Origin of the sequence: Mycobacterium sp. PS03-16, assembly GCF_004570325.1 — a bacterium.
Taxonomy (GTDB): Bacteria; Actinomycetota; Actinomycetes; order Mycobacteriales; family Mycobacteriaceae; genus Mycobacterium.
Window position 1 is genome coordinate 285095 of sequence record NZ_SPQO01000002.1, and the last position, 18500, is coordinate 303594.

An 18500-nucleotide genomic window follows, 5' to 3' on the forward strand; every position below is an offset into this window, starting at 1 on the left:
GCCCGGATGGGAGGTCTGATGTCTGCCCACCTGGAAGTGTGGACGCCGGCCGGGCGGCAGCTGATCCCGTTGAGCGGCGCGCGGGTGACGCTCGGCAAGGCCTCGACCAACACCGTGGCCCTCGGGCACGACGACACCGTGTCCCGGCTGCACGCCGTGCTGGAGAACCTCGACTTCGCTTGGTCGCTGCGGGATCTGGGCAGCCGCAACGGCACCTACATCAACGGCGAGCGGATCACCGCCGAACGGGTGCTGCGCTCCGGCGACGAGCTGCGCGTCGGCAAGTCCCGCCTGATGTTCTGGGAGGCCCGCGCCGACGGACCGCGGGACGAGGAGACGGTGGCGGCCCAGCCGTCCGAACTTCCGCCGCGGCTGACGCGGCGCGAACAGGATGTGCTCGTGGCGCTGTGCCGCCCGCTGGTGTCCGACGCGCCGTTCCCGGAACCCGCCTCGGTGCGCGCGATGGCGGGCGCGCTGGTGGTCACCGAGGCCGCGGTCAAACAGCATCTGCAGAACCTCTACGACAAGTTCGCCGTGCCCGCCGAGGGCGACCGCCGGGTGCGCCTGGCCAACGAGGCATTGCGGCGCGGCGCCGTCACGATCGCCCAGCTGCGCGACGCTAGGTGAAGTCCAGCGCCTCGACGATCGCGACCGGGCCTTCGTGGGTGGGCCGGTCCGCGCCGCCGATGCAGTAGACGGTGGAGCCCACCGCGGCCACCACCTGCCCGTGCACCGGGGTCCGGATCGGCGCCTGCTCCGACCATGTCGCGTTGGCGATGTCGTACATCTCGACGGTGGGCAGCACCCGCGTCGACTCCTCGCCACCCACGGCGACGATCCGGCCGTCGAGGTAGGCCGCGCCGTAACTGCCACGCGCAGTCGGCATGTCCGCCAGCTTCTCCCAGGTCCCGGATTCCGGGTCGAATCGCTCGAACGCCGCCGAGTTCGCGTCGGCGGTCAGCGCGCGCCCGCCGACGGCGTAGACGTGGGTGCCGTCGGACACGGCGGCCAGATGCTCACGCGGGGTGGGCAGATCGGCCGCCGCCGTCCACGACTGACCGTCGAAGACCTCGGTCTGGGCGACGAGCTGTTTGCCGTTCTGTCCGCCGACGACGACCAGCATGTCGTCGACCACGGCCGCGGCGGGGGCGGCGCGAGCGTGCCCGAGCGGGGGCAGTTCGGCCCACGCGCCGTTGCGGAACGCGAACACCTTGTTGGACGCCTCGGCGATGCTGTCGCCGGCACCGCCGAGCACCACCACCTCACCGCGGTAGGTCGCGGCCGCCGCGTGGTGCAGCGGGACCGGCAGCGGGGGCTGCGTCCGCCACTCCCCCGTGCGGGCGTTGTACGTCTCGACCGTCTGCAACGTCTCGCCGTGACGCATGCCGCCGGCGACCCAGATCTCGTCGCCCAGCACGGTCCACGCCATCATCAGCCGCTCGGTGGGCGCATCGGGCAGCGCTCGCCATGCCGCGGCGGGCTGCGGCCGGCGCGGGCCCAGCTCGATCGCCTCCGCCGACGCCGTCACCTGGCCGTCGGACGCGCCGGTCGATCCGCCGACCGCGTACACGGTGCGGCCGACCGCCGCCACCGCCAGACCGTGGCGCGCGGCGCCCATCGCGGGCAGCGCCGTCCAGGTGTCGGTGGTGAGGTCGAGTGCGGCGACGCTGTCGAGCACCCGCCCGCCCGACATGCCGCCGGCCGCCACCAGCCGGGCGTCGGCGACCGCCACGCCGAAGTCGCTGCGCGGCTGGGGAAGTGCCGGCAGTGCCGTCCACCGGTCGGCGGCCGGGTCGTACGCCTCGACCGCCGCCGAATCGGCGGTCCCGGTGGATCCGCCGACCGTGTACACCAGCGCGCCGTCGGACGCTGCGCCCATCCGCTGGCGCGGCGTGGGCATCGGGGCGCCGAGTGTCCAGGTGGTGCCGTCGAACACCTCGGTGGTGTCCAGCGGTCGGCCGCCGGCGTCGACGCCGCCCGTGACGACGATGCGGTCCCCCACCACCGCGGCGGCAGCGGCCGCGCGGGGCTGCAGCAGCGGCGGCAGCGGCGTCCACCGGCTGTCGACCACCCGCCACACCCGGTCGGTGGCGGCCTGCCCGTCGGCGCCGTCGGCCCGCAGTCCGCCCAGCACCACCGGGGTGCCCTGCCACGTCACCGCCATCGCCCGCTGCACCGGAACGGGCAGATCCTCTCCGCCCTTCCAGCTGTCGATGGCCGGGTCGTAGCCCTCGTGCCGACCGCTGACGCGGCCGTCGGCACCGACGCCGCCGAACACCCAGATGGTGCCGTCGGCCTCGGTGGCCGCCACCTCGGAGCGGGCGACCCGCGCATCGGCGATCGGCTGCCAGCCGGATTGCGTCTGCGCGGCGGGGGCACTCGGGGCGGCGGCCTCGTCGACCTCGGTGTCGGGCCGGGAGGTGACCAGGTAGACGCCGCTGACCACCAGCACCAGCACGGCCACCGCGGCGGCCGCCGCGATCAGCGGTCTCCTGCGCTCCCGCTTCGCCGGGACTGGCGGGGCGGCCGCGGCCGCCGGCGCGGGCTCGGGTTCGGGTTCGGGTTGGGGTTGAGGTCGGGGTTCGGGCGTGGGGACCCGCCACGGCAGGCTCGACGCGCTGATCGAGGCGGTGTGCCCGAACAGGTCCGCATTCGTCGCCGGCGGCGGCTCGGCCGGCGGAACGGGTTGTGGCGCCGGCGTTTCGGTGAACTCCGGCGGGACGCCGGCCTGGGTGCGCTCATCCGGCGCCGCCTCGGCGACCGGCTCGCTGAGCGCCATGGGGTCGGGCGTGAGCCCGTTGTGCCGCTGCGCCAACTGCAGCTCGCGGCCGAATTCCTCAGCGGTGGCGTGCCGTTCGGCGGGTTCGCGCGACATCGCCTTCTCGATCGCCGCGCAGACGTCGGCCGGAATCCCCTGCGGACGTAGATCGGGCACCGGGGTCGAGGTGATCCGCAGGTAGTGGGCGATGAGGTCCTCGTCGGCCTTGCGCTCGTGCGGCGGGTTTCCGGCGATCAGCGCGTAGATCGTGGCGCCCAGCGAGTAGACGTCGGCCGCAACCGTCGGCGGATGCCCTTCGAGCACCTCGGGGGCGGTGTAGGACAGCGTGCCGGTGAAGAAGCCGGTCTGGGTCTTGTACCCACCGGTGATGCGCGCGGTCCCGAAGTCGCTGAGCTGCGGTTCGCCGTAATCGTTGACGAGCACGTTCGCCGGTTTGATGTCGCGGTGCAGGGTGCCCGTGCGGTGGGCGGTCTCCAGCGCCCCGCACAGCTTGACCCCGATCCGCAGCGCCTCCGGCCACGCGATGCGGCCCTCCTGGCGGACGCGATGGGCGAGCGAACCCCGTGCGTGATAAGGCATCACGATGAACGGCCGGTTCCGCTCGGTCACTCCCACCTGCAGGATGTTCACGATGTTGGGGTGACCCGAGAGCCCGCCCATCGCGTACCCCTCGCGCAGGAAGCGTTCGCGGTCGTCGTCGTCGAGGTCCGAGGCGAGCACCTTGATCGCGACGCTGCGGCCCAGCGACTTCTGCGCGCAGCGGTAGACCACCCCGCCACCGCCGCGGCCGACCTCGACGGCGTCGGTGAAGCCGGCAGCCGCCAGTTCTGCAGCTATCCCACCCGCCATGGCGCTCATCCCCTCCGGTGAGATGCCGATCGTTCGCCTCAAGGTACCGAGCGAAGCCGCCGCAGACCCCCGAAACGGCGGCGCTGCGGACGATCGGTCTCCCCGCGCGACCTGGCAAAGCAGTGGCGATGCGCCGCGACCCGTGTCACGGTTCACCGCCGTACGCTGAGTCGCGTGCCTGAAGCAGGGTCGGTCACCGTCGACGAGATCCGGGTCGCCGACGGGGCGCATGCCTGGCGGCAAGCGGGATTCGGCGTCGATCCCGATGACGTCTGCCGGGTGGGCGGCGTCCGCGTCCGGCTGGTGGGTTCCGACCGGGGCACCGGCATCGTGGGCTGGGCACTGCGCGGCGCCGGCGCGGACAACGCGCTCGACGGCATCCCGACGTCGCGGTCCGACGCGGCGCCCGCGGCGCCGGGGACGCACCCGAACGGCGTCACCGCGATCGACCACGTCGTGCTGATGTCGCCCGCCCTGCAGCGGACCGTCGACGCGCTGACCGCCGTCGGCGTCACGCCGCGCCGCGAGCGCGACGCTCACCTGGGTGGCCGGCCGATGCGGCAGGTCTTCTTCCGGTTGGGTGAGGTGATCCTCGAGGTGGTCGGGTCGCCGGACACGGCCGGCGACGGGCCGTCCGCCCTGTGGGGAATCACCTACGTGGTCGCCGACATGGACGCGACCGCGGCATTCTTCGGTGACCGCACGTCGCCGGTCAAGGACGCCGTGCAGGCGGGGCGGCGGATCACCACGCTGCGGCACCGCGATCTCGGAATGTCGGTCCCGACGGCGATGATCTCCGCACCTATCCTCAGCGCATGACCGCGCCCGTGAACCACACCGACGTCGTGATCATCCACACCGACGGCGGATGCTCGCCGAACCCGGGCCCCGGCGGGTGGGGCGCGGTGCTGCGTCAGCGTGAGCACGTGCGGGAGATGTGCGGCGGAGAGCCCGGCGCCACGAGCAACAACCGGATGGAGTTGACCGCCCCGATCATGGCGTTGGAGGCGCTGACCAGACCCGTGGTCGTACACCTGCACACCGACAGCACCTACGTCCGCAACGGCATCACCAAGTGGGTCCTCGGGTGGGAGCGCAACGGTTGGCTGACCGCCGCCAGGCAGCCGGTGAAGAACGCCGACCTGTGGCGTCGGCTGCGCCAGGCGTGCGCACGCCACCAGGTCGAGTGGTTCTGGGTGAAGGGCCATTCCGGCATCGCCGACAACGAGCTGGCCGACCGATTGGCCACCCGCGGTTTGAAGGAGGCGCTCGCCGCTACTCCCAGGTGACCTCGTCGGGCGTCTTGTCGGGGCGCAGGCCGCGCCACGACGGCTGCCGCAGCCGGTCGTCAGAGGTGCGTTCGCTGTAGCGGACCTCGCCGACCAGCTCGGGCCGCACGAACGTCACGCCCTTGGCGTCCTGGGTGGGGAGCCGGGTGGCGAACGGCGATTCTTTCGTGTGCAGCGGGGCGAGCGTCTTCTTGAGGTGCGCGAGGTCCTTCTCGGTGAACCCGGTGCCGACGCGGCCGACGAACTGCAGCCCGTCGGGCCCCGGGATGCCGAGCACCAGGGCGCCGATCCCGCTGCTGCGGCCGCCTTCACCCTGCCGCCAACCGCCGATCACCACCTCCTGGGTGTTCCAGATCTTGTCCTTGATCCACGCCGAGGACCGGCGCCCGGGCTGGTACGTGGAGTCCCACTTCTTGGCGACCACGCCCTCCCATTTGCGTTCGCGGGCATGCTCGAGCGCCTCGGGGCCGTCGCCGTCGAGTTGCGGCGGCACGATCAATCCGCCGGCTTCGGCGAGCATCTCGAGGATCCGCCTGCGGTCGCGGTACTTCGCCCGCAGCAGCCAGCGACCGTCGAGGCGCAGGATGTCGAAGGCCCAGAACTCGATTCGCGTGGCGCGGGCCCGGTTCTGCATCTCGCCGAAGCTCGGCACACCCTTCTCGTCCAGCGCGACGATCTCACCGTCGAGGACGACGTGGTGGTCGGCGAGATCGGCGGCCAGCGCCTGCAATTGGGGGAACTCCCGGGTCACGTCGCGGCCGCTGCGGGACCGCAGGCAGAGGTTGCCGTGGTCGGCGTCGACCAGCAGCCGGTAGCCGTCCCACTTGCCTTCGAAGGCCCACTGTGTGGCGGTGTACTTCGCCACCGACCCGTGGGTGGCCAGCATCGGCGCGATGTCGTCGAACGTGGGGTTGGCCTGGTCCTTCATCCGGTGCGCCAGCCAGTTCTTGCCGTCGGTCTGGATCAACGCGTACCGGCCGTCGATCTTGCTGCCGTGCAGGGTGATGATCACCTCGCCGCCCTTGGCCGGACCGTCGGGCGGGTGGTCGTTGAACTTCTCGGTGTCGTAGGTGCCGGTGTCCCAGACGATCATGTCGCCGCCGCCGTACTCGCCCTTCGGGATGGTTCCGTGGAAGGTCAGGTACTCCATCGGATGGTCCTCGGTGTGCACGGCAAGGCGGTTCTCCGACGGGCTCTCCGGCAGATTCTTGGGCACGGCCCAGCTGACCAGCACGCCGTCGCGTTCCAAACGCAGGTCGTAGTGCAGCCGGCGGGCGTGGTGCTCCTGGATGACGAAGCGGTCGTTGTTGCCTCTCGTCGGCGGCTTCGGCGGGACGGGTTCGGGCGTCTTCGACGGGTCACGCATGCTGCGGTACTTGGTCAGCCGGTCCTCGACGGGCGCCTTCTCGTCGAGGTCGGCGAGCAGATCACCGAATTGCTCGATGCGCTCGAGCACCTCGTCGAAGCGCAGGTGCCGCAGGTCGGGGTCTTCGATCTCGTCCCAGGTGCGCGGCGCGGCGACGGTGGGTTCGGCGCGGCCGCGCATCGAATACGGCGCGATCGTCGTCTTGTTGCCGTTGTTCTGACTCCAGTCCAGGAACACCTTGCCGGTGCGCAGGCTCTTGGTCATGGTGGCGGTGACCTGTTTGGGCATGGTCTTCTCGAGCTGCTGGGCGATCCGCTTGGCCAGCACCGAGGCGCCCTGGCTGCTGATCGGATCCTCCAGCGGCACGTACAGGTGCAGACCCTTGCTGCCGCTGGTCAGCGGGTAGGCCGTCAGCCCCATACCGGTGATGAGGTCGCGGACCTCGTGGGCGACCTGGCACAGCTGGCGGAACGTCACGCCCTCGCCGGGGTCGAGGTCGAACACGATGCGGGTGGCCGGGCCGGGCGTGAGCGCGTCCTTGTCCCCGACGAAGCGCCACTGCGGGACGTGGACCTCGAGCGACGCCTGCTGCGCGATCCAGGCCAGGCCCTCGCGGGAGTCGATGATCGGGTAGGTGGTGGTGCCGGACTTGTGCACGACGCTGCCGCGGGTCAGCCAGTCCGGGGCCGAGCTGGCCAGCTGCTTCTCGAAGAATTCCAGCTCGCCGACACCGTTGGGCCAGCGCTTACGGGTGACCGCCCGGCCCGCGATGTGCGGCACCATCGCGTCGGCGACCACGACGTAGTACTCGAACACCTCGGCTTTGGTGGTCCCCGTCGCCGGGTACAGCACCTTGTCCGGGTTGGTCAGGCGCACCCGACCGAAGTGATCCACCACGCCACGGTATTACCCGCTGTCGCTACTTTGCCCGTCGCTCGCTTTGCGCGCCGCTCGCTTTGCGCGCCGCTCGCTTTGCGCGCCGAGTTCTACCTCAGGGTCGTCGAACGGCGCCGGCAACGACCCTGGTGCAGAAGTCGGCGCTTCACATGGCGGGATTCATCCACAGCTCGCCGTCCGCGGCCGCCCCGTCGAGCGCTGGCCGTCGGCCCTCGGCGTCACCGTGGCGCCATGTCTCAACCTCTGATCGGGCGGGAAGCCCTCGGCGCCGGCCGGTTGACCGTGGCCAATTGCGTGCGAGGTACGTCGCCGTGCACCCCGGCGTCTACGTGCTCAAGGTCGCCGAGCAGACGCTGCTGGCCCGGACGCACGCCGCATGGCTGTGGACCGGCCGTAGCGGCGTCATCGCGGGGCGGGTCGCCGCGGCCCTGCACGGCGCGAAGTGGGTGGACGCCACGACACCGATCGAGGTGATCACCGCGCACGGCCGCCCTCGTGACGGTGTGGTCGTGCGGGAGGAACGGCTCGGCGAGGACGAGGTCGTCCACATCGGCGAGCTGCCGGTCACCTCGCTCGCCCGCACCGCATTCGATCTGGCCCGACACCTTCCGCGTGACTCCGCCGTGGTGCATCTCGACGCGCTGGCCGCGGCAACCGGTGTGACGGCCGCCGATGCCGCGACGCTCGCGCAGCGTTACCGCGGGGCCCGAGGTGTGCGCACCGCTCAGGTCGCCCTGGACCTGATGGACGCCGGCGCACAGTCACCACAGGAAACCCGGCTGCGATTGATGCTCATCGATGATGGACTGCCCCGACCGCGAACGCAGATCCGCGTGTCCGACGGTTTCGCGGAGGCCTTCATCGACATGGGTTACGACGAACCGAAAGTGGGCCTCGAGTACGAGGGCGCGCACCACGCCGGCAATCGCCGCCAATACGTGTACGACGTCGGCCGCGCGGAGCTCATCGAACGCGAGGGCTGGCACGACATCCGAGTGGTGGCCGAACACAGCCGCCGGTTCACCCTGCACCGGGTCTGCGAGGCGTTCGCCCGCCGCGGCTGGACCCCGCCGACTTCGACCTGAGGGTCGTCAAACGTCCACTTGCACAACCCTGGTGCAGAACTCGACGAGCCGCGCCGAGCCGAGCCAGCGCCTCAGTCGATCCGCTCGCCCGTCTCCGGGTGGAACAGGTGCACGACGCCGTCGGGATGCTTGCGCAGCCGCACGGTGTCGGCCAGCCGCGGCGCCGCCTTGGTCAGCGAGCGGGCCACCAGGTTCACCCCGTCGCCGGTGTGCGCATACACGTACGCCTCGCTGCCGAGGTCCTCGACCAGGTCGACCACCACCTCCATGCCGCCGGAGTCGGCCAGCTCGAGCTGCTCCGGCCGCACCCCGACCGTGACCTCCTTGAGCCCGGCCTCGTGCAGCGCGGTCAGCTGGCTGCGTTCCAGCTCCAGTGACGAATTCTCGCTCACCCGAACGCCGTCGGCGGTGATCGGCAGCGTCATCAGGTTCATCGCCGGCGAGCCGATGAACCCGGCGACGAATGCGTTGGCGGGACGGTCGTAGAGCTCGTTGGGTGACGCGAACTGCTGCAGCTTGCCGAACCGCAGCACCGCGACCCGGTCCCCCATCGTCATCGCCTCGACCTGATCGTGAGTGACGTAGACGGTGGTGGTGCCGAGCCGCCGCTGCAGCGCCGCGATCTGTGTGCGGGTCTGCACCCGCAGCTTCGCATCGAGGTTGCTCAATGGCTCGTCCATGCAGAACACCTGCGGCTCCCGCACGATCGCCCGGCCCATCGCCACGCGCTGCCGCTGACCACCGGACAGCTTGGCCGGTTTGCGGTCCAGGAAGTCGGTGAGGTCGAGCAGCTTGGCGGCGTCCTCGACCCGGCGGCGCCGCTCGTCGGCCGATACCCCACGCAGTTTCAACGCGAAGCCCATGTTCTCGGCGACGGTCTTGTTCGGGTACAGCGCGTAGTTCTGGAACACCATCGCGATGTCGCGGTCCTTGCTCGGCACGCCGCGCATGTTGTGCCCGCCGATCTCGATGTCGCCCTCGTCGATGTCCTCCAGACCGGCGAGCATCCGCAGCGCGGTGCTCTTACCCGACCCTGACGGCCCGACCAGCACCACGAACTCGCCGTCGGCGATGTCGAGGTTCAGCGAGTCGACCGCCAGCTTGTCGGAGCCCTCGTAGATGCAGGAAGCGTTCTTGTAAGCGATTGTGGCCATTGGTGTTACTCCCTTTGCTTAGGTCTACTTGATCGCGCCGAAGGACAGTCCACGAACCAGCTTGTTCTGCGCGATCCAGCCTGCGAGAACCACCGGGAGCGCGGCCATCGTCGCCGCCGCGCACAGCTTGGCCCAGTACAGGCCCTCCCCCGCGATGAAGCCCACCATGAACACGGGCATGGTCTGCGCCTGCACCGCGGTGAGGCTGACCGCGAAGAAGAATTCGTTCCACGCGAAGATCACGCAGATCAACGCCGTCGCCGCGATACCGGGTGAGACCAGCGGCAGGATCACCTCGCGCACGGACCGCCAGGTGCTCGCGCCGTCCAGGCTGGCCGCCTCGAGCAGTTCGCCGGGCACCTCCAGGAAGAACGACCGCATCATCCACACCGCGATCGGCAGGTTCATCGCGGTGTAGAGGATGATCAGCGCCCAGATGTTGTCCAGCAGTCCGATGTTCGACACGATCACGTACAGCGGGATGATCGCCGCCACGATCGGCAACATCTTGGTGCTCATGAAGAAGAACAACGCGTCCGACGTCTTGCGCACCGGGCGCAGCGACAGCGCGAACGCCGCCGGGATACCCAGGGCCAGCACCAGCAGCGTGGACACCACCGTGGCGAACGCCGAGTTCGCCAACCCGATACCCACCCCCTGGCCGAACACCGCCCCGAACTGGTCGAGGGTGGGGACGAAGAAGATCTTCGGTGTCGTGGTGTAGGCGTCGACCTCCTGCTTGAACGCGGTCAGCACCATCCAGAACACGGGGAAGAAGAACCCCAACCCGGCGATCCAGGCCACCACACCCCACGGATCGAACCTGCGGTGCTTGACGCTTCGCTTGGTCTCGGCGGCCGTCGTCTGCTCTTCGGCCGCGGTGGTCTGCGGGACAGTCGTACTCATGTCAGGCCGCCTCTTCCTTGCCGGTGAATGATTTGAAGATCAGGCGCAGGGCGAAGTTGGCGAGGATGATCGTGAAGATCACCACGATCACGCCCATCGCCGCGGCCTGGCCGATGTCGAAGCCGAGGAACGCCCGCTGGTAGATGTAGAACGGCAGATTCGCACTCGCCGTACCGGGTCCGCCCTGGGTCATCATGAAGATCTGGTCGAAAGTGTTGACCAGATAGATCGCGCCGAGCACGGTGCCCAGCTCGATGAAGCGCCGAAGGTGCGGCAGCGTCAGCTCGCGGAACAGCTGGAACGCCGACGCACCGTCGACTCGACCGGCCTCCAGGATGTCGCGAGGCATCGACTGGAGGCCGGCGAGGATCAGCAGCATCATGAACGGGGTCCACTGCCAGACCAGCGCCACGATCACCGACGACAGCGGGTACTGGCTGACGAAGTCGATGCCGGGGCCGGGCAGGATCCAGTTCACGATGCCGAACACCGGATCGAGCATCGCGGTCTTCCACATCAACGCTCCCGCAACAGGTGTCACGAGGAAGGGGGTGATCAGCAGCGTGCGGACCACGCCGCGGCCGAGGAAGGCCCGGTCCAGCAGCAGCGCCAGGCACAGCCCGAGTACCACCGAGATCAGCACGGTGGCGACGATGATCACGACGGTGTTGAGGGCCACCTGCCAGAACGTGCCGTCCTTGACGACGTCGAGGTAGTTCTGCAGGCCGATGAACTCCCGCGACCCCGGCCGCACCAGGTTCCACGACAGCGTGGAGTAGTACAGCGTGAACAGGAACGGGATCTGCGTGACGACGATGGTGAAGATCAGCGCAGGCAGCAGCGGGCCGCGGCGCCGCCAGCCCTCGGCGCGCGAGACGCCGCGGTCCTGTCCCTTCTTGAGCCGGGCGACGTGCTCGGACTCGCTTTCCCGGGTCTCGTGGGCCATCGTGGTCATGACTGCTCCTGATAGGTCTTGCCGACGACCTCGGCGTACTGCTGTGACTGTTCGAGAGCGTCGGCCACCGACTTCTGTCCGGCGATCGCGGCGCTGATCTGCTGACTGACCCGGGTGCCGAGATCCTGGAACTCCGGGATCGCCAGGAACTGCACGCCGGTGTAGGGCACCGGTTCGACGGTGGGCTTCAACGGGTTCGCACCTTCGATGGAGTCCAACGTCACCTGCCCGAACGCCTTGGCGGCCTCCTGGTACTCGGGAATCTGGTAGGTCGAAAGCCGGCTGCCGGGTGGCACGCGGGCCCAGCCGAGTTCCTCGCCGACGAGCTTGATGTAGTTCTTGTCGGTCATCCACGAGATGAACTTCCAGGCGGAGTCCTTCTTGTCACTGCTCTGCGGAATGCCCAGCGCCCAGGTGTAGAGCCAGCCGGAGTTCGGCTTCTCGACGGTCGGCGCCATCGCGTATCCGACCTTGCCGACCACGTTGGACGACTCCGGATCCTCCAGCACCGACACCGCCGAGGTGGCGTCGTACCACATGGCGGTGCGGCCCTGCGCGAACTGCGTCGCGCACTCGCCGAAACCGCTTGCCGCCGCGCCGGGTTCGCCGTACTCGCGAACCAGGTCGACGTAGAACTGCACGGCGTTGCGGACCTGTGGGCTGGTGAGCTGGGCGTTCCACTCCATGTCGTACCAGCGACCGCCGAAGGTGTTGATCACGGTGTCCAGCGGCGCCAGCACCTCACCCCAGCCGGGCTTGCCGCGCAGGCAGATGCCCACCATGTCGGGGCTGTCGAGCTTCTGGGCGGCCTCGGCCACCTGCTGCCAGGTAGGCGTACGGGGCATCTGGATCCCGGCCTGCTCGAGCAGGTCCCGCCGGTACATCAGGAACGACGACTCGCCGTAGAACGGCACCGCGTACATGCTGCCCTCGTAGGACAGCGACTCGCGCAGCGACGGGATGAAGTCGTTCTGGTCGTATTCGGGAGTCTGCTGAGCGTACTCGGACAGGTTGACCAGCCACCCGTTCTCGGCCCACTGCGGGGTCTCGTAGTTGCTGATCATCACGACGTCGAATTCGCCGCCGCCCATCGCGGTGGAGGCGGTGATCTTCGCGCGGGCCTGGTTCTCCGACAGCGTGACGAACCGTAGCTTGATGTCGGGGTTGGCCTCCTCGAATTTCGTCGACAGCTCGCGGGCGTCGGTCATCTGGGAGTTCGACACCATCGCGATCGTGACGGTCTGGTCGGTGGCGCCCAGGGTTCCGGCGCCCGCGCACCCGGCCGTGAACACCAGGCCGGCGGCGGCGAGACCTCCCGCCAGCTTGCGCAACATCGTTCGCGCTCTCACCTTCACCCCTTCCTCGTCGAAGTCGTGCGATTCGGTCATTGCGTCAACAGCCATCGGGCACAGTCGATGTCACACACCAGCAGGCGGGCCAGCCCGCCGCGCAGCGCGGCCAGCGTGGCCTGGTGCTTGCCGGACCCGCTCGCGATGAGGATCGACTTCGCGCACGCCCGGATGTCTTCGAGCGGCACCGACACCGCCCGCTGCTGTAGTTCGGTGTTGACGGGTTCCCCCGCGGCATCGAAGAAGCGGCCGCCGATCTCACCGACCGCGCCTGCGGCGATCTGCTCGTCGAGCATGCGGGAGTCGAGGTAGCTGCCCTCGAACAGCGTGGTGGAGGTGGACACCGCTCCAACGCCGAACATCATCACGTCGGCGCGCCTGCCGGCCTCCAGCGTCCGGGAGATCACCGAATCGCTGCGCATCGACGCCACGGTCGACGGGTCGGCATACAGCGGCGCCGGGAGACGAATGGTGGTGGCGCGCAGCACGTCCTCGCACCGTCCCAGGATCAGCTCGACACCGGTCTGATACGACGCACTCGACATGGCACCGTCGAGCTGCACCACGGCGCGGCACGTCGCCACGCCCGGGGTGAGCGCGGTGGCCACCGCCACCTGCTCGGGACCCCAGGTGAACCCGAGCACGTCGTCGGGTTCGAGCCGGCGCATCAGCAGCGCGGCGGCGGCGCGGCCGACGCTCGCGAATGCGGCAGGCCGTCCGGGCGCCCCGACGTCGACGCCGTGCCCGGCGACCACGACCTCGGTCAGCCCGAACCGTGTCTCGAGTTCGCGTTCCTCGTCGGCGTGCAGGTCGTCGCGCAGGTCCGGGGGTACGACGATGTCGATACGCACCAGGCCGCGGGCTTTCGCCCGGGCGACCAGCCGGCCCGCGGTGGGCCGGGACACCCCGAGCCGGGATGCGATCTCCGCCTGGGTCAGGCCGTCGAGGTAATACAGCGTCGCCGCCCGCAGCGCCAGCCGCAGATCCTCCGGCGAGCGCGCCGGGACCTGCGCTGTGCCACGGCCATTCGCCGCCGAAGTCGACGCCGGGATCGGCACGCCCACCCACCTCTCCGAGGAGTCACCCGTGAGCAATTGCTCACGGGTGCGAGTACTTGCTCATCACGCTAGCATGGTCGATGTGACGCAGACAACACTTTGGAATCTCGCCCCAGCCGGTGGCGGCGCCGCTCCCATCGCCTTCCCCCGCCCGGTACCGTCGAGCCGGTGGTGACCGCGTCATGAAACTCAGCCAGCAGAACCTGTCCGAGATCACCATCGCCACCCCGGGTTACGACCGCGCGGCCGTCACGGTCGGCATCGTGCACTTCGGTGTCGGCGGCTTCCACCGCGCACACCAGGCCATGTACGTCGACCGGCTCCTCGACCAGGGCCGTGCCGATGAGTGGGGCATCTGCGGGGTCGGTGTCCTGCCCGGTGACCGGAAGATGGCCGACGTGCTGGGCGCACAGGACGGGCTCTACACCCTGCTCCTGGAGAACCCGGACGGCACCCGCGACGCCCGCGTGATCGGCTCGATCGTCGACTACCGGTACGCACCCGACGATCCCGAGGGCGTCGTCGAACTGCTCGCCGCACCGAGCACCCGGATCATCTCGCTGACCATCACCGAGGGCGGCTACAACGTCGACTCGGTGGACGCCGATACGGTCAATGTCTTCGGCCTGGTCACCGACGCCATGGCCCGCCGTCGGGACCGCGGCGTCCCGTCACCGACGATTGTGTCCTGCGACAACATCGAGGGCAACGGCGACGTCGCCCGCGAGGCGTTCCTCGCCTACGCCGACCGTACGAACCCCGGCCTGTCCGAGTGGATCGCCGCCGAGACCCGCTTCCCGAACTCGATGGTGGACCGCATCACCCCCGTCACCACCGATGACGTGATCGCCACCGTGCGAAGCGAATTCGACGTGGACGACGCCTGGCCGGTGGTCGCGGAACCGTTCACCTCATGGGTGCTCGAAGACACCTTCTCCGACGGCAGGCCACCGTTCGAGGAGGCCGGGGTGTTGCTCGTCGACGACGTCAGGCCCTACGAGCTGATGAAGCTGCGACTGCTCAACGCCGGGCATCAGGCGCTGTGCTACTTCGCCTATCTGGCCGGTTACCGCCTGGTGCACGACGCCGCGGGTGACCCGCTGTTCGCCCGCTTCCTGTTGCGCTACATGGACGAGGAGGGCACCCCGACGCTCACCCCGGTGCCCGGCATCGACTTGCCCGACTACAAGCGCACGCTGATCGAACGCTTCGCCAACCCCGGCATCCGCGACACCGTCGCACGGCTGTGCTTCGGTTCGTCGGACCGCATCCCGAAGTGGCTGCTGCCGGTGATCCGGGAGAACCTGCGCACCGGTGGGGAGATCCGGCTGTCGGCCGCCGTCGTCGCCAGTTGGGCGCGCTACGCCGAGGGCGTGGACGAGCAGGGCGAGCCCATCGACGTGCAGGACCAGTTGGCCGACGAGCTGGTCCCGCTGGCCCGTGCGCAGCGCGACAATCCGACGGCGTTCATCGAGAACCGTTCGGTCTTCGGTGATCTCGCCGACGAGCCCCGGTTCGTCGAGGCGTATGTCGCGACGCTGCACGCCCTGCACCGCGACGGCGCCCGCGCCACCCTCGAGGCGCTGATGGACGGCGACGCGTCATGACCGACCGCGCGCTGGTGATCGGCGAGGCGCTGATCGACATCGTCGAACGGGACGGCGAGGTGGTGGGCGAACACGTCGGCGGCAGCCCGCTCAACGTCGCCGTCGGGCTGGCACGGCTCGGCCGCGGCGTCGACTTCCTCACCCACATCGGCGAGGACGCGCGGGGCCGCCGGATCACCGACCACCTGCACAGCGCCGGAGTCGACCTGGTCGCCGGCAGCGCGGCCGCACACCGCACCCCGACCGCGCGGGCCATGCTCGACGAGGCCGGGTCGGCGCGCTACGACTTCGACATCGAGTGGGCGCTGGCCGGCACGCCGGAGGTGGCCCCACCCCTGGTCGCCCACACCGGGTCGATCGCCACCGTCCTGGAACCGGGATGCCGCGCGACCGCCGCGCTGCTCGACACCTATCACCCGTCGGCGACCATCACCTTCGACCCCAACATCCGGCCGGCGCTCATCGAGGACGCCGGCGCGGCGCGCAGCCGGATCGACCGACTCGTCGAACGTGCCGACGTCGTCAAGGTCAGCGACGAGGACCTGAGGTGGCTCGACCCCGACCGAACGCCCAAGCAGATGGCGCGCACGTGGCTGGAGTCCGGGCCCGCGCTGGTCGCCGTGACCCTGGGTGACCAGGGCGCCTTCGCGATGTGCGCGGCCGGCTCGGCCCGTGTCGCCGCGCTGCCGGTGGACGTGGTGGACACCGTCGGCGCCGGCGATGCGTTCATGGCCGGCCTCATCGATGCGCTGTGGAGCCGGGGGCTGCTGGGCGCGGCGCGCCGCCCCGACCTGCGCCGGATCGGTCTGGATGCCCTGCACTCGGTGTCGCAGACCGCGGCGCTGTCGTCGGCGCTGACCGTCATGCGGGCGGGTGCGGACCTACCCGACCGGGCGACGCGCGACGCCGCCGCCCGCGAACCCGCATCGCTGAAGAACGGTTGGCGCTGATGATGTGGGCCATACTGGCCGTATGCGCTCCATCTGGAAGGGTTCGATCGCCTTCGGCCTGGTGAACGTTCCGGTCAAGGTCTACAGCGCCACCGAGGACCACGACATCAAGTTCCACCAGGTGCACGCGAAGGACAACGGACGCATCCGGTACAAGCGCGTGTGCGAGGTCTGCGGTGAGGTGGTCGAATACCGCGACATCGCCAAGGCCTTCGAATCCGACGACGGCCAGAGCGTCATCATCACCGACGAGGACATCGCCACGCTGCCCGAGGAACGCAGCCGCGAGATCGAGGTGCTCGAGTTCGTCCCCGCCAGCGATCTCGACCCGATGATGTACGACAAGAGCTACTTCCTCGAGCCTGACGGCAAATCGTCGAAATCCTATGTGCTGCTGGCGAAGACGCTGATGGAGACCGACCGCGTCGCGATCGTGCACTTCGCGTTGCGCAACAAGACCCGGCTGGCAGCGCTGCGCGTCAAGGATTTCAGCAAGCGCGACATCATGGTGATTCACACCCTGCTGTGGCCCGACGAGGTCCGCGATCCCGATTTCCCGGTGCTGGACAAGGAAGTCGAGATCAAACCCGCCGAGCTCAAGATGGCAGGGCAGGTGGTCGAGTCGATGACCGACGACTTCAACCCTGACCGCTACCACGACGACTACCAGGATCAGCTGCGCGAGCTGGTGGAGGCCAAACTCGAAGGTGGTGAGGCGTTCGCGGTCGAGGAGCAGCCCACCGAACTCGACGAGACCGAGGACGTGTCCGATCTGCTGGCCAAGCTGGAGGCCAGCGTGAAGGCGCGCAGGTCGGGCGGCGGCGCGCCGTCGGACGCCGCTGACGACGAGGACGAGGACAAGCCCAAGAAGAAGGCGCCGGCCAAGAAGGCGGCCGCGAAGAAGGCGCCCGCCAAGAAGACCGCCGCGAAGAAGACCGCCGCCAAGAAGGCCCCGGCGAAGAAGGCGGCCAAGAAGTCCTGACTCACGCCGAGACTGAACTCACGCAGGACCGCACCCGCACTTTCCCTGCACCGCTTCAGTCTCGACGCTCGCCACGTCGCGCGGGTCGCGGCCGGCAACCGGGCTCGGTCTCCGCCCACGGTTCACACCGGCCGGGCGCCTCGCGCGCCCGAAACTGAACTCACGCAGGACCGCACCCGCACTTTCCCTGCACCGGTTCAGTCTCGACGCTCGCCACGTCGCGCGGGTCACGGCCGGCAACCGGGCTCGGTCTCCGCCCACGGTTCACACCGGCCGGGCGCCTCTCACGCCGAGACTGAAATCACGCAGGGCCGCACCCGCACTTCCCCTGCACCGGTTCAGTCTCGAAGCGCTCCGCCTGCCGCCGGCCGCCCGACGCCCCGCCGCGCCGCTCGAACCCAAGTAGAACGTGTTTCAGAAATCACCTCCGCCCGTCCCGGGGCCCTGCTACGGTACGCCGGGCAGGCGAACAGGAGTGCAGGTGATTCTCGACAGATTCCGACTCGACGATCAGGTCGCCGTGGTCACCGGAGCGGGCCGCGGGCTGGGCGCCGCCATGGCGCTCGCCTTCGCGGAAGCCGGTGCTGACGTGCTGATCGCAGCCCGCACCCAGCAGCAGCTCGACGCCGTCGCCGAGCAGATCCGGGCCGTCGGGCGACGCGCGCACGTCGTGGCCGCCGACCTCGCGCACCCCGACTCGACCGCCCAGCTGGCCGGCGCCGCGGTCGAGGCCTTCGGGAAACTAGACATCGTCGTCAACAACGTCGGCGGCACCGTCCCCGCCGCGCTGACCGACACGTCGCCGAAGGACATGCGCGACGCGTTCACGTTCAACGTCGCCACCGCGCACGCGCTGACGACGGCCGCGGTGCCGTTGATGCTCGAGCACTCCGGCGGCGGCAGCATCATCAACATCACCTCCACGATGGGCCGCGTCGCGGGCCGCGGATTCGCGGCCTATGGCACCGCCAAGGCCGCACTCGCGCACTACACCCGCCTCGCCGCGCTCGACCTGTGCCCGCGCATCCGGGTGAACGCCATCGCCCCGGGCTCGATCCTCACCTCCGCGCTCGACATCGTCGCGAGCAACGACGCTCTGCGCGAACCCATGGAGCAGGCCACGCCGATGCGGCGGCTCGGCGATCCGGTCGACATCGCCGCCGCCGCGGTCTACCTGGCGTCCCCGGCGGGCAGCTACCTGACCGGCAAGACCCTCGAGGTCGACGGCGGGCTGACCTTCCCGAACCTCGACATGCCGTTCCCGGACCTGTAAG

Annotated in this window: 14 protein-coding genes and 1 pseudogene; 8 read left to right on the top strand and 7 right to left on the bottom strand. The window is 69.7% G+C overall.

Annotated elements, in window-relative coordinates:
* The first annotated feature begins 18 nt into the window (after nt 1–18).
* Entirely contained in the window at nt 19–627 is a 609-nt protein-coding gene (locus E4P42_RS02900) for an FHA domain-containing protein (protein ID WP_135122836.1), read from the top strand.
* Here E4P42_RS02900 and E4P42_RS02905 read toward each other — a convergent pair.
* Nucleotides 620–3628: a serine/threonine-protein kinase gene (locus E4P42_RS02905; protein WP_135122912.1), complete on the bottom strand. Its 3009-nt coding sequence runs from the start codon at nt 3626–3628 to the stop codon at nt 620–622. The two genes, E4P42_RS02900 and E4P42_RS02905, sit on opposite strands and share 8 nt — an antisense overlap.
* A 174-nt stretch (nt 3629–3802) precedes the next feature.
* Between E4P42_RS02905 and E4P42_RS02910 the strand changes: the two genes are divergently transcribed.
* Together E4P42_RS02910 and rnhA are read left to right on the top strand one after the other, a co-directional pair.
* On the top strand, nt 3803–4447 hold the full coding sequence (locus tag E4P42_RS02910) for a glyoxalase (RefSeq protein ID WP_135122837.1): 645 nt from the start codon (nt 3803–3805) through the stop codon (nt 4445–4447).
* Nucleotides 4444–4917, top strand: coding sequence for a ribonuclease HI (rnhA, locus tag E4P42_RS02915; RefSeq protein WP_135122838.1), 474 nt, complete (start codon nt 4444–4446; stop codon nt 4915–4917). The genes E4P42_RS02910 and rnhA overlap by 4 nt, the downstream gene beginning before the upstream one ends.
* Here rnhA and E4P42_RS02920 read toward each other — a convergent pair.
* The gene (locus tag E4P42_RS02920) at nt 4904–7180 is read right to left on the bottom strand and encodes an ATP-dependent DNA ligase (RefSeq protein ID WP_167759330.1); all 2277 of its coding nucleotides are present in this window, start codon (nt 7178–7180) and stop codon (nt 4904–4906) included. The genes rnhA and E4P42_RS02920 overlap by 14 nt on opposite strands.
* Nucleotides 7181–7411: 231 nt before the next feature.
* Between E4P42_RS02920 and E4P42_RS02925 the strand changes: the two are divergent.
* Nucleotides 7412–8265, top strand: a pseudogene (locus E4P42_RS02925) (hypothetical protein).
* A gap of 71 nt (nt 8266–8336) precedes the next feature.
* On the opposite strand, the gene E4P42_RS02930 reads toward E4P42_RS02925, so the two are convergent.
* Genes E4P42_RS02930 through E4P42_RS02950 form a run of 5 tightly spaced genes read right to left on the bottom strand, consistent with a single transcriptional unit; the run spans nt 8337 to nt 13687 of the window.
* On the bottom strand, nt 8337–9419 hold the full coding sequence (locus E4P42_RS02930) for an ABC transporter ATP-binding protein (RefSeq protein ID WP_135122840.1): 1083 nt from the start codon (nt 9417–9419) through the stop codon (nt 8337–8339).
* A 24-nt stretch (nt 9420–9443) separates the two neighbouring features.
* Nucleotides 9444–10325, bottom strand: coding sequence for a carbohydrate ABC transporter permease (locus tag E4P42_RS02935; protein WP_135122841.1), 882 nt, complete (start codon nt 10323–10325; stop codon nt 9444–9446).
* Between the two features lies 1 nt (nt 10326).
* A complete protein-coding gene (locus E4P42_RS02940) occupies nt 10327–11280 on the bottom strand; it encodes a carbohydrate ABC transporter permease (protein ID WP_135122842.1) in 954 nt (317 codons plus the stop codon).
* Nucleotides 11277–12614, bottom strand: coding sequence for a sugar ABC transporter substrate-binding protein (locus E4P42_RS02945; RefSeq protein ID WP_135122914.1), 1338 nt, complete (start codon nt 12612–12614; stop codon nt 11277–11279). The genes E4P42_RS02940 and E4P42_RS02945 overlap by 4 nt, the downstream gene beginning before the upstream one ends.
* 50 nt (nt 12615–12664) lie before the next feature.
* Nucleotides 12665–13687, bottom strand: a complete 1023-nt coding sequence (locus E4P42_RS02950) for a sugar-binding transcriptional regulator (protein ID WP_135122843.1) — start codon at nt 13685–13687, stop codon at nt 12665–12667.
* 182 nt (nt 13688–13869) lie between these two features.
* Between E4P42_RS02950 and E4P42_RS02955 the strand changes: the two genes are divergently transcribed.
* The 4 genes from E4P42_RS02955 to E4P42_RS02970 all read left to right on the top strand — a co-directional run bounded on the left by E4P42_RS02955 (nt 13870) and on the right by E4P42_RS02970 (nt 18499).
* A complete protein-coding gene (locus tag E4P42_RS02955) occupies nt 13870–15294 on the top strand; it encodes a mannitol dehydrogenase family protein (RefSeq protein WP_135122844.1) in 1425 nt (474 codons plus the stop codon).
* Entirely contained in the window at nt 15291–16244 is a 954-nt protein-coding gene (locus tag E4P42_RS02960; protein ID WP_135122845.1) for a carbohydrate kinase, read from the top strand. The genes E4P42_RS02955 and E4P42_RS02960 overlap by 4 nt, the downstream gene beginning before the upstream one ends.
* Before the next feature lie 22 nt (nt 16245–16266).
* Nucleotides 16267–17226 carry a Ku protein gene (locus E4P42_RS02965; protein ID WP_135122846.1) on the top strand — a complete coding sequence of 320 codons (960 nt, stop codon included), beginning with the start codon at nt 16267–16269 and terminating at the stop codon, nt 17224–17226.
* Nucleotides 17227–17707: 481 nt separating this feature from the next.
* Nucleotides 17708–18499, top strand: coding sequence for an SDR family oxidoreductase (locus E4P42_RS02970; RefSeq protein WP_135122847.1), 792 nt, complete (start codon nt 17708–17710; stop codon nt 18497–18499).
* Nucleotide 18500: the final 1 nt, after the last annotated feature.

Excerpts from the sequence above, each read along its gene's own strand:
- E4P42_RS02960 (WP_135122845.1), top strand. The coding sequence starts at position 15,291 with ATGACCGACCGCGCGCTGGTGATCGGCGAGGCGCTGATCGACATCGTC.
- E4P42_RS02940 (WP_135122842.1), bottom strand. The coding sequence starts at position 11,280 with ATGACCACGATGGCCCACGAGACCCGGGAAAGCGAGTCCGAGCACGTC.
- E4P42_RS02905 (WP_135122912.1), bottom strand. The coding sequence starts at position 3,628 with ATGGCGGGTGGGATAGCTGCAGAACTGGCGGCTGCCGGCTTCACCGAC.
- rnhA (WP_135122838.1), top strand. The coding sequence starts at position 4,444 with ATGACCGCGCCCGTGAACCACACCGACGTCGTGATCATCCACACCGAC.
- E4P42_RS02945 (WP_135122914.1), bottom strand. The coding sequence starts at position 12,614 with ATGTTGCGCAAGCTGGCGGGAGGTCTCGCCGCCGCCGGCCTGGTGTTC.
- E4P42_RS02935 (WP_135122841.1), bottom strand. The coding sequence starts at position 10,325 with ATGAGTACGACTGTCCCGCAGACCACCGCGGCCGAAGAGCAGACGACG.
- E4P42_RS02965 (WP_135122846.1), top strand. The coding sequence starts at position 16,267 with ATGCGCTCCATCTGGAAGGGTTCGATCGCCTTCGGCCTGGTGAACGTT.
- E4P42_RS02955 (WP_135122844.1), top strand. The coding sequence starts at position 13,870 with ATGAAACTCAGCCAGCAGAACCTGTCCGAGATCACCATCGCCACCCCG.
- E4P42_RS02930 (WP_135122840.1), bottom strand. The coding sequence starts at position 9,419 with ATGGCCACAATCGCTTACAAGAACGCTTCCTGCATCTACGAGGGCTCC.
- E4P42_RS02900 (WP_135122836.1), top strand. The coding sequence starts at position 19 with ATGTCTGCCCACCTGGAAGTGTGGACGCCGGCCGGGCGGCAGCTGATC.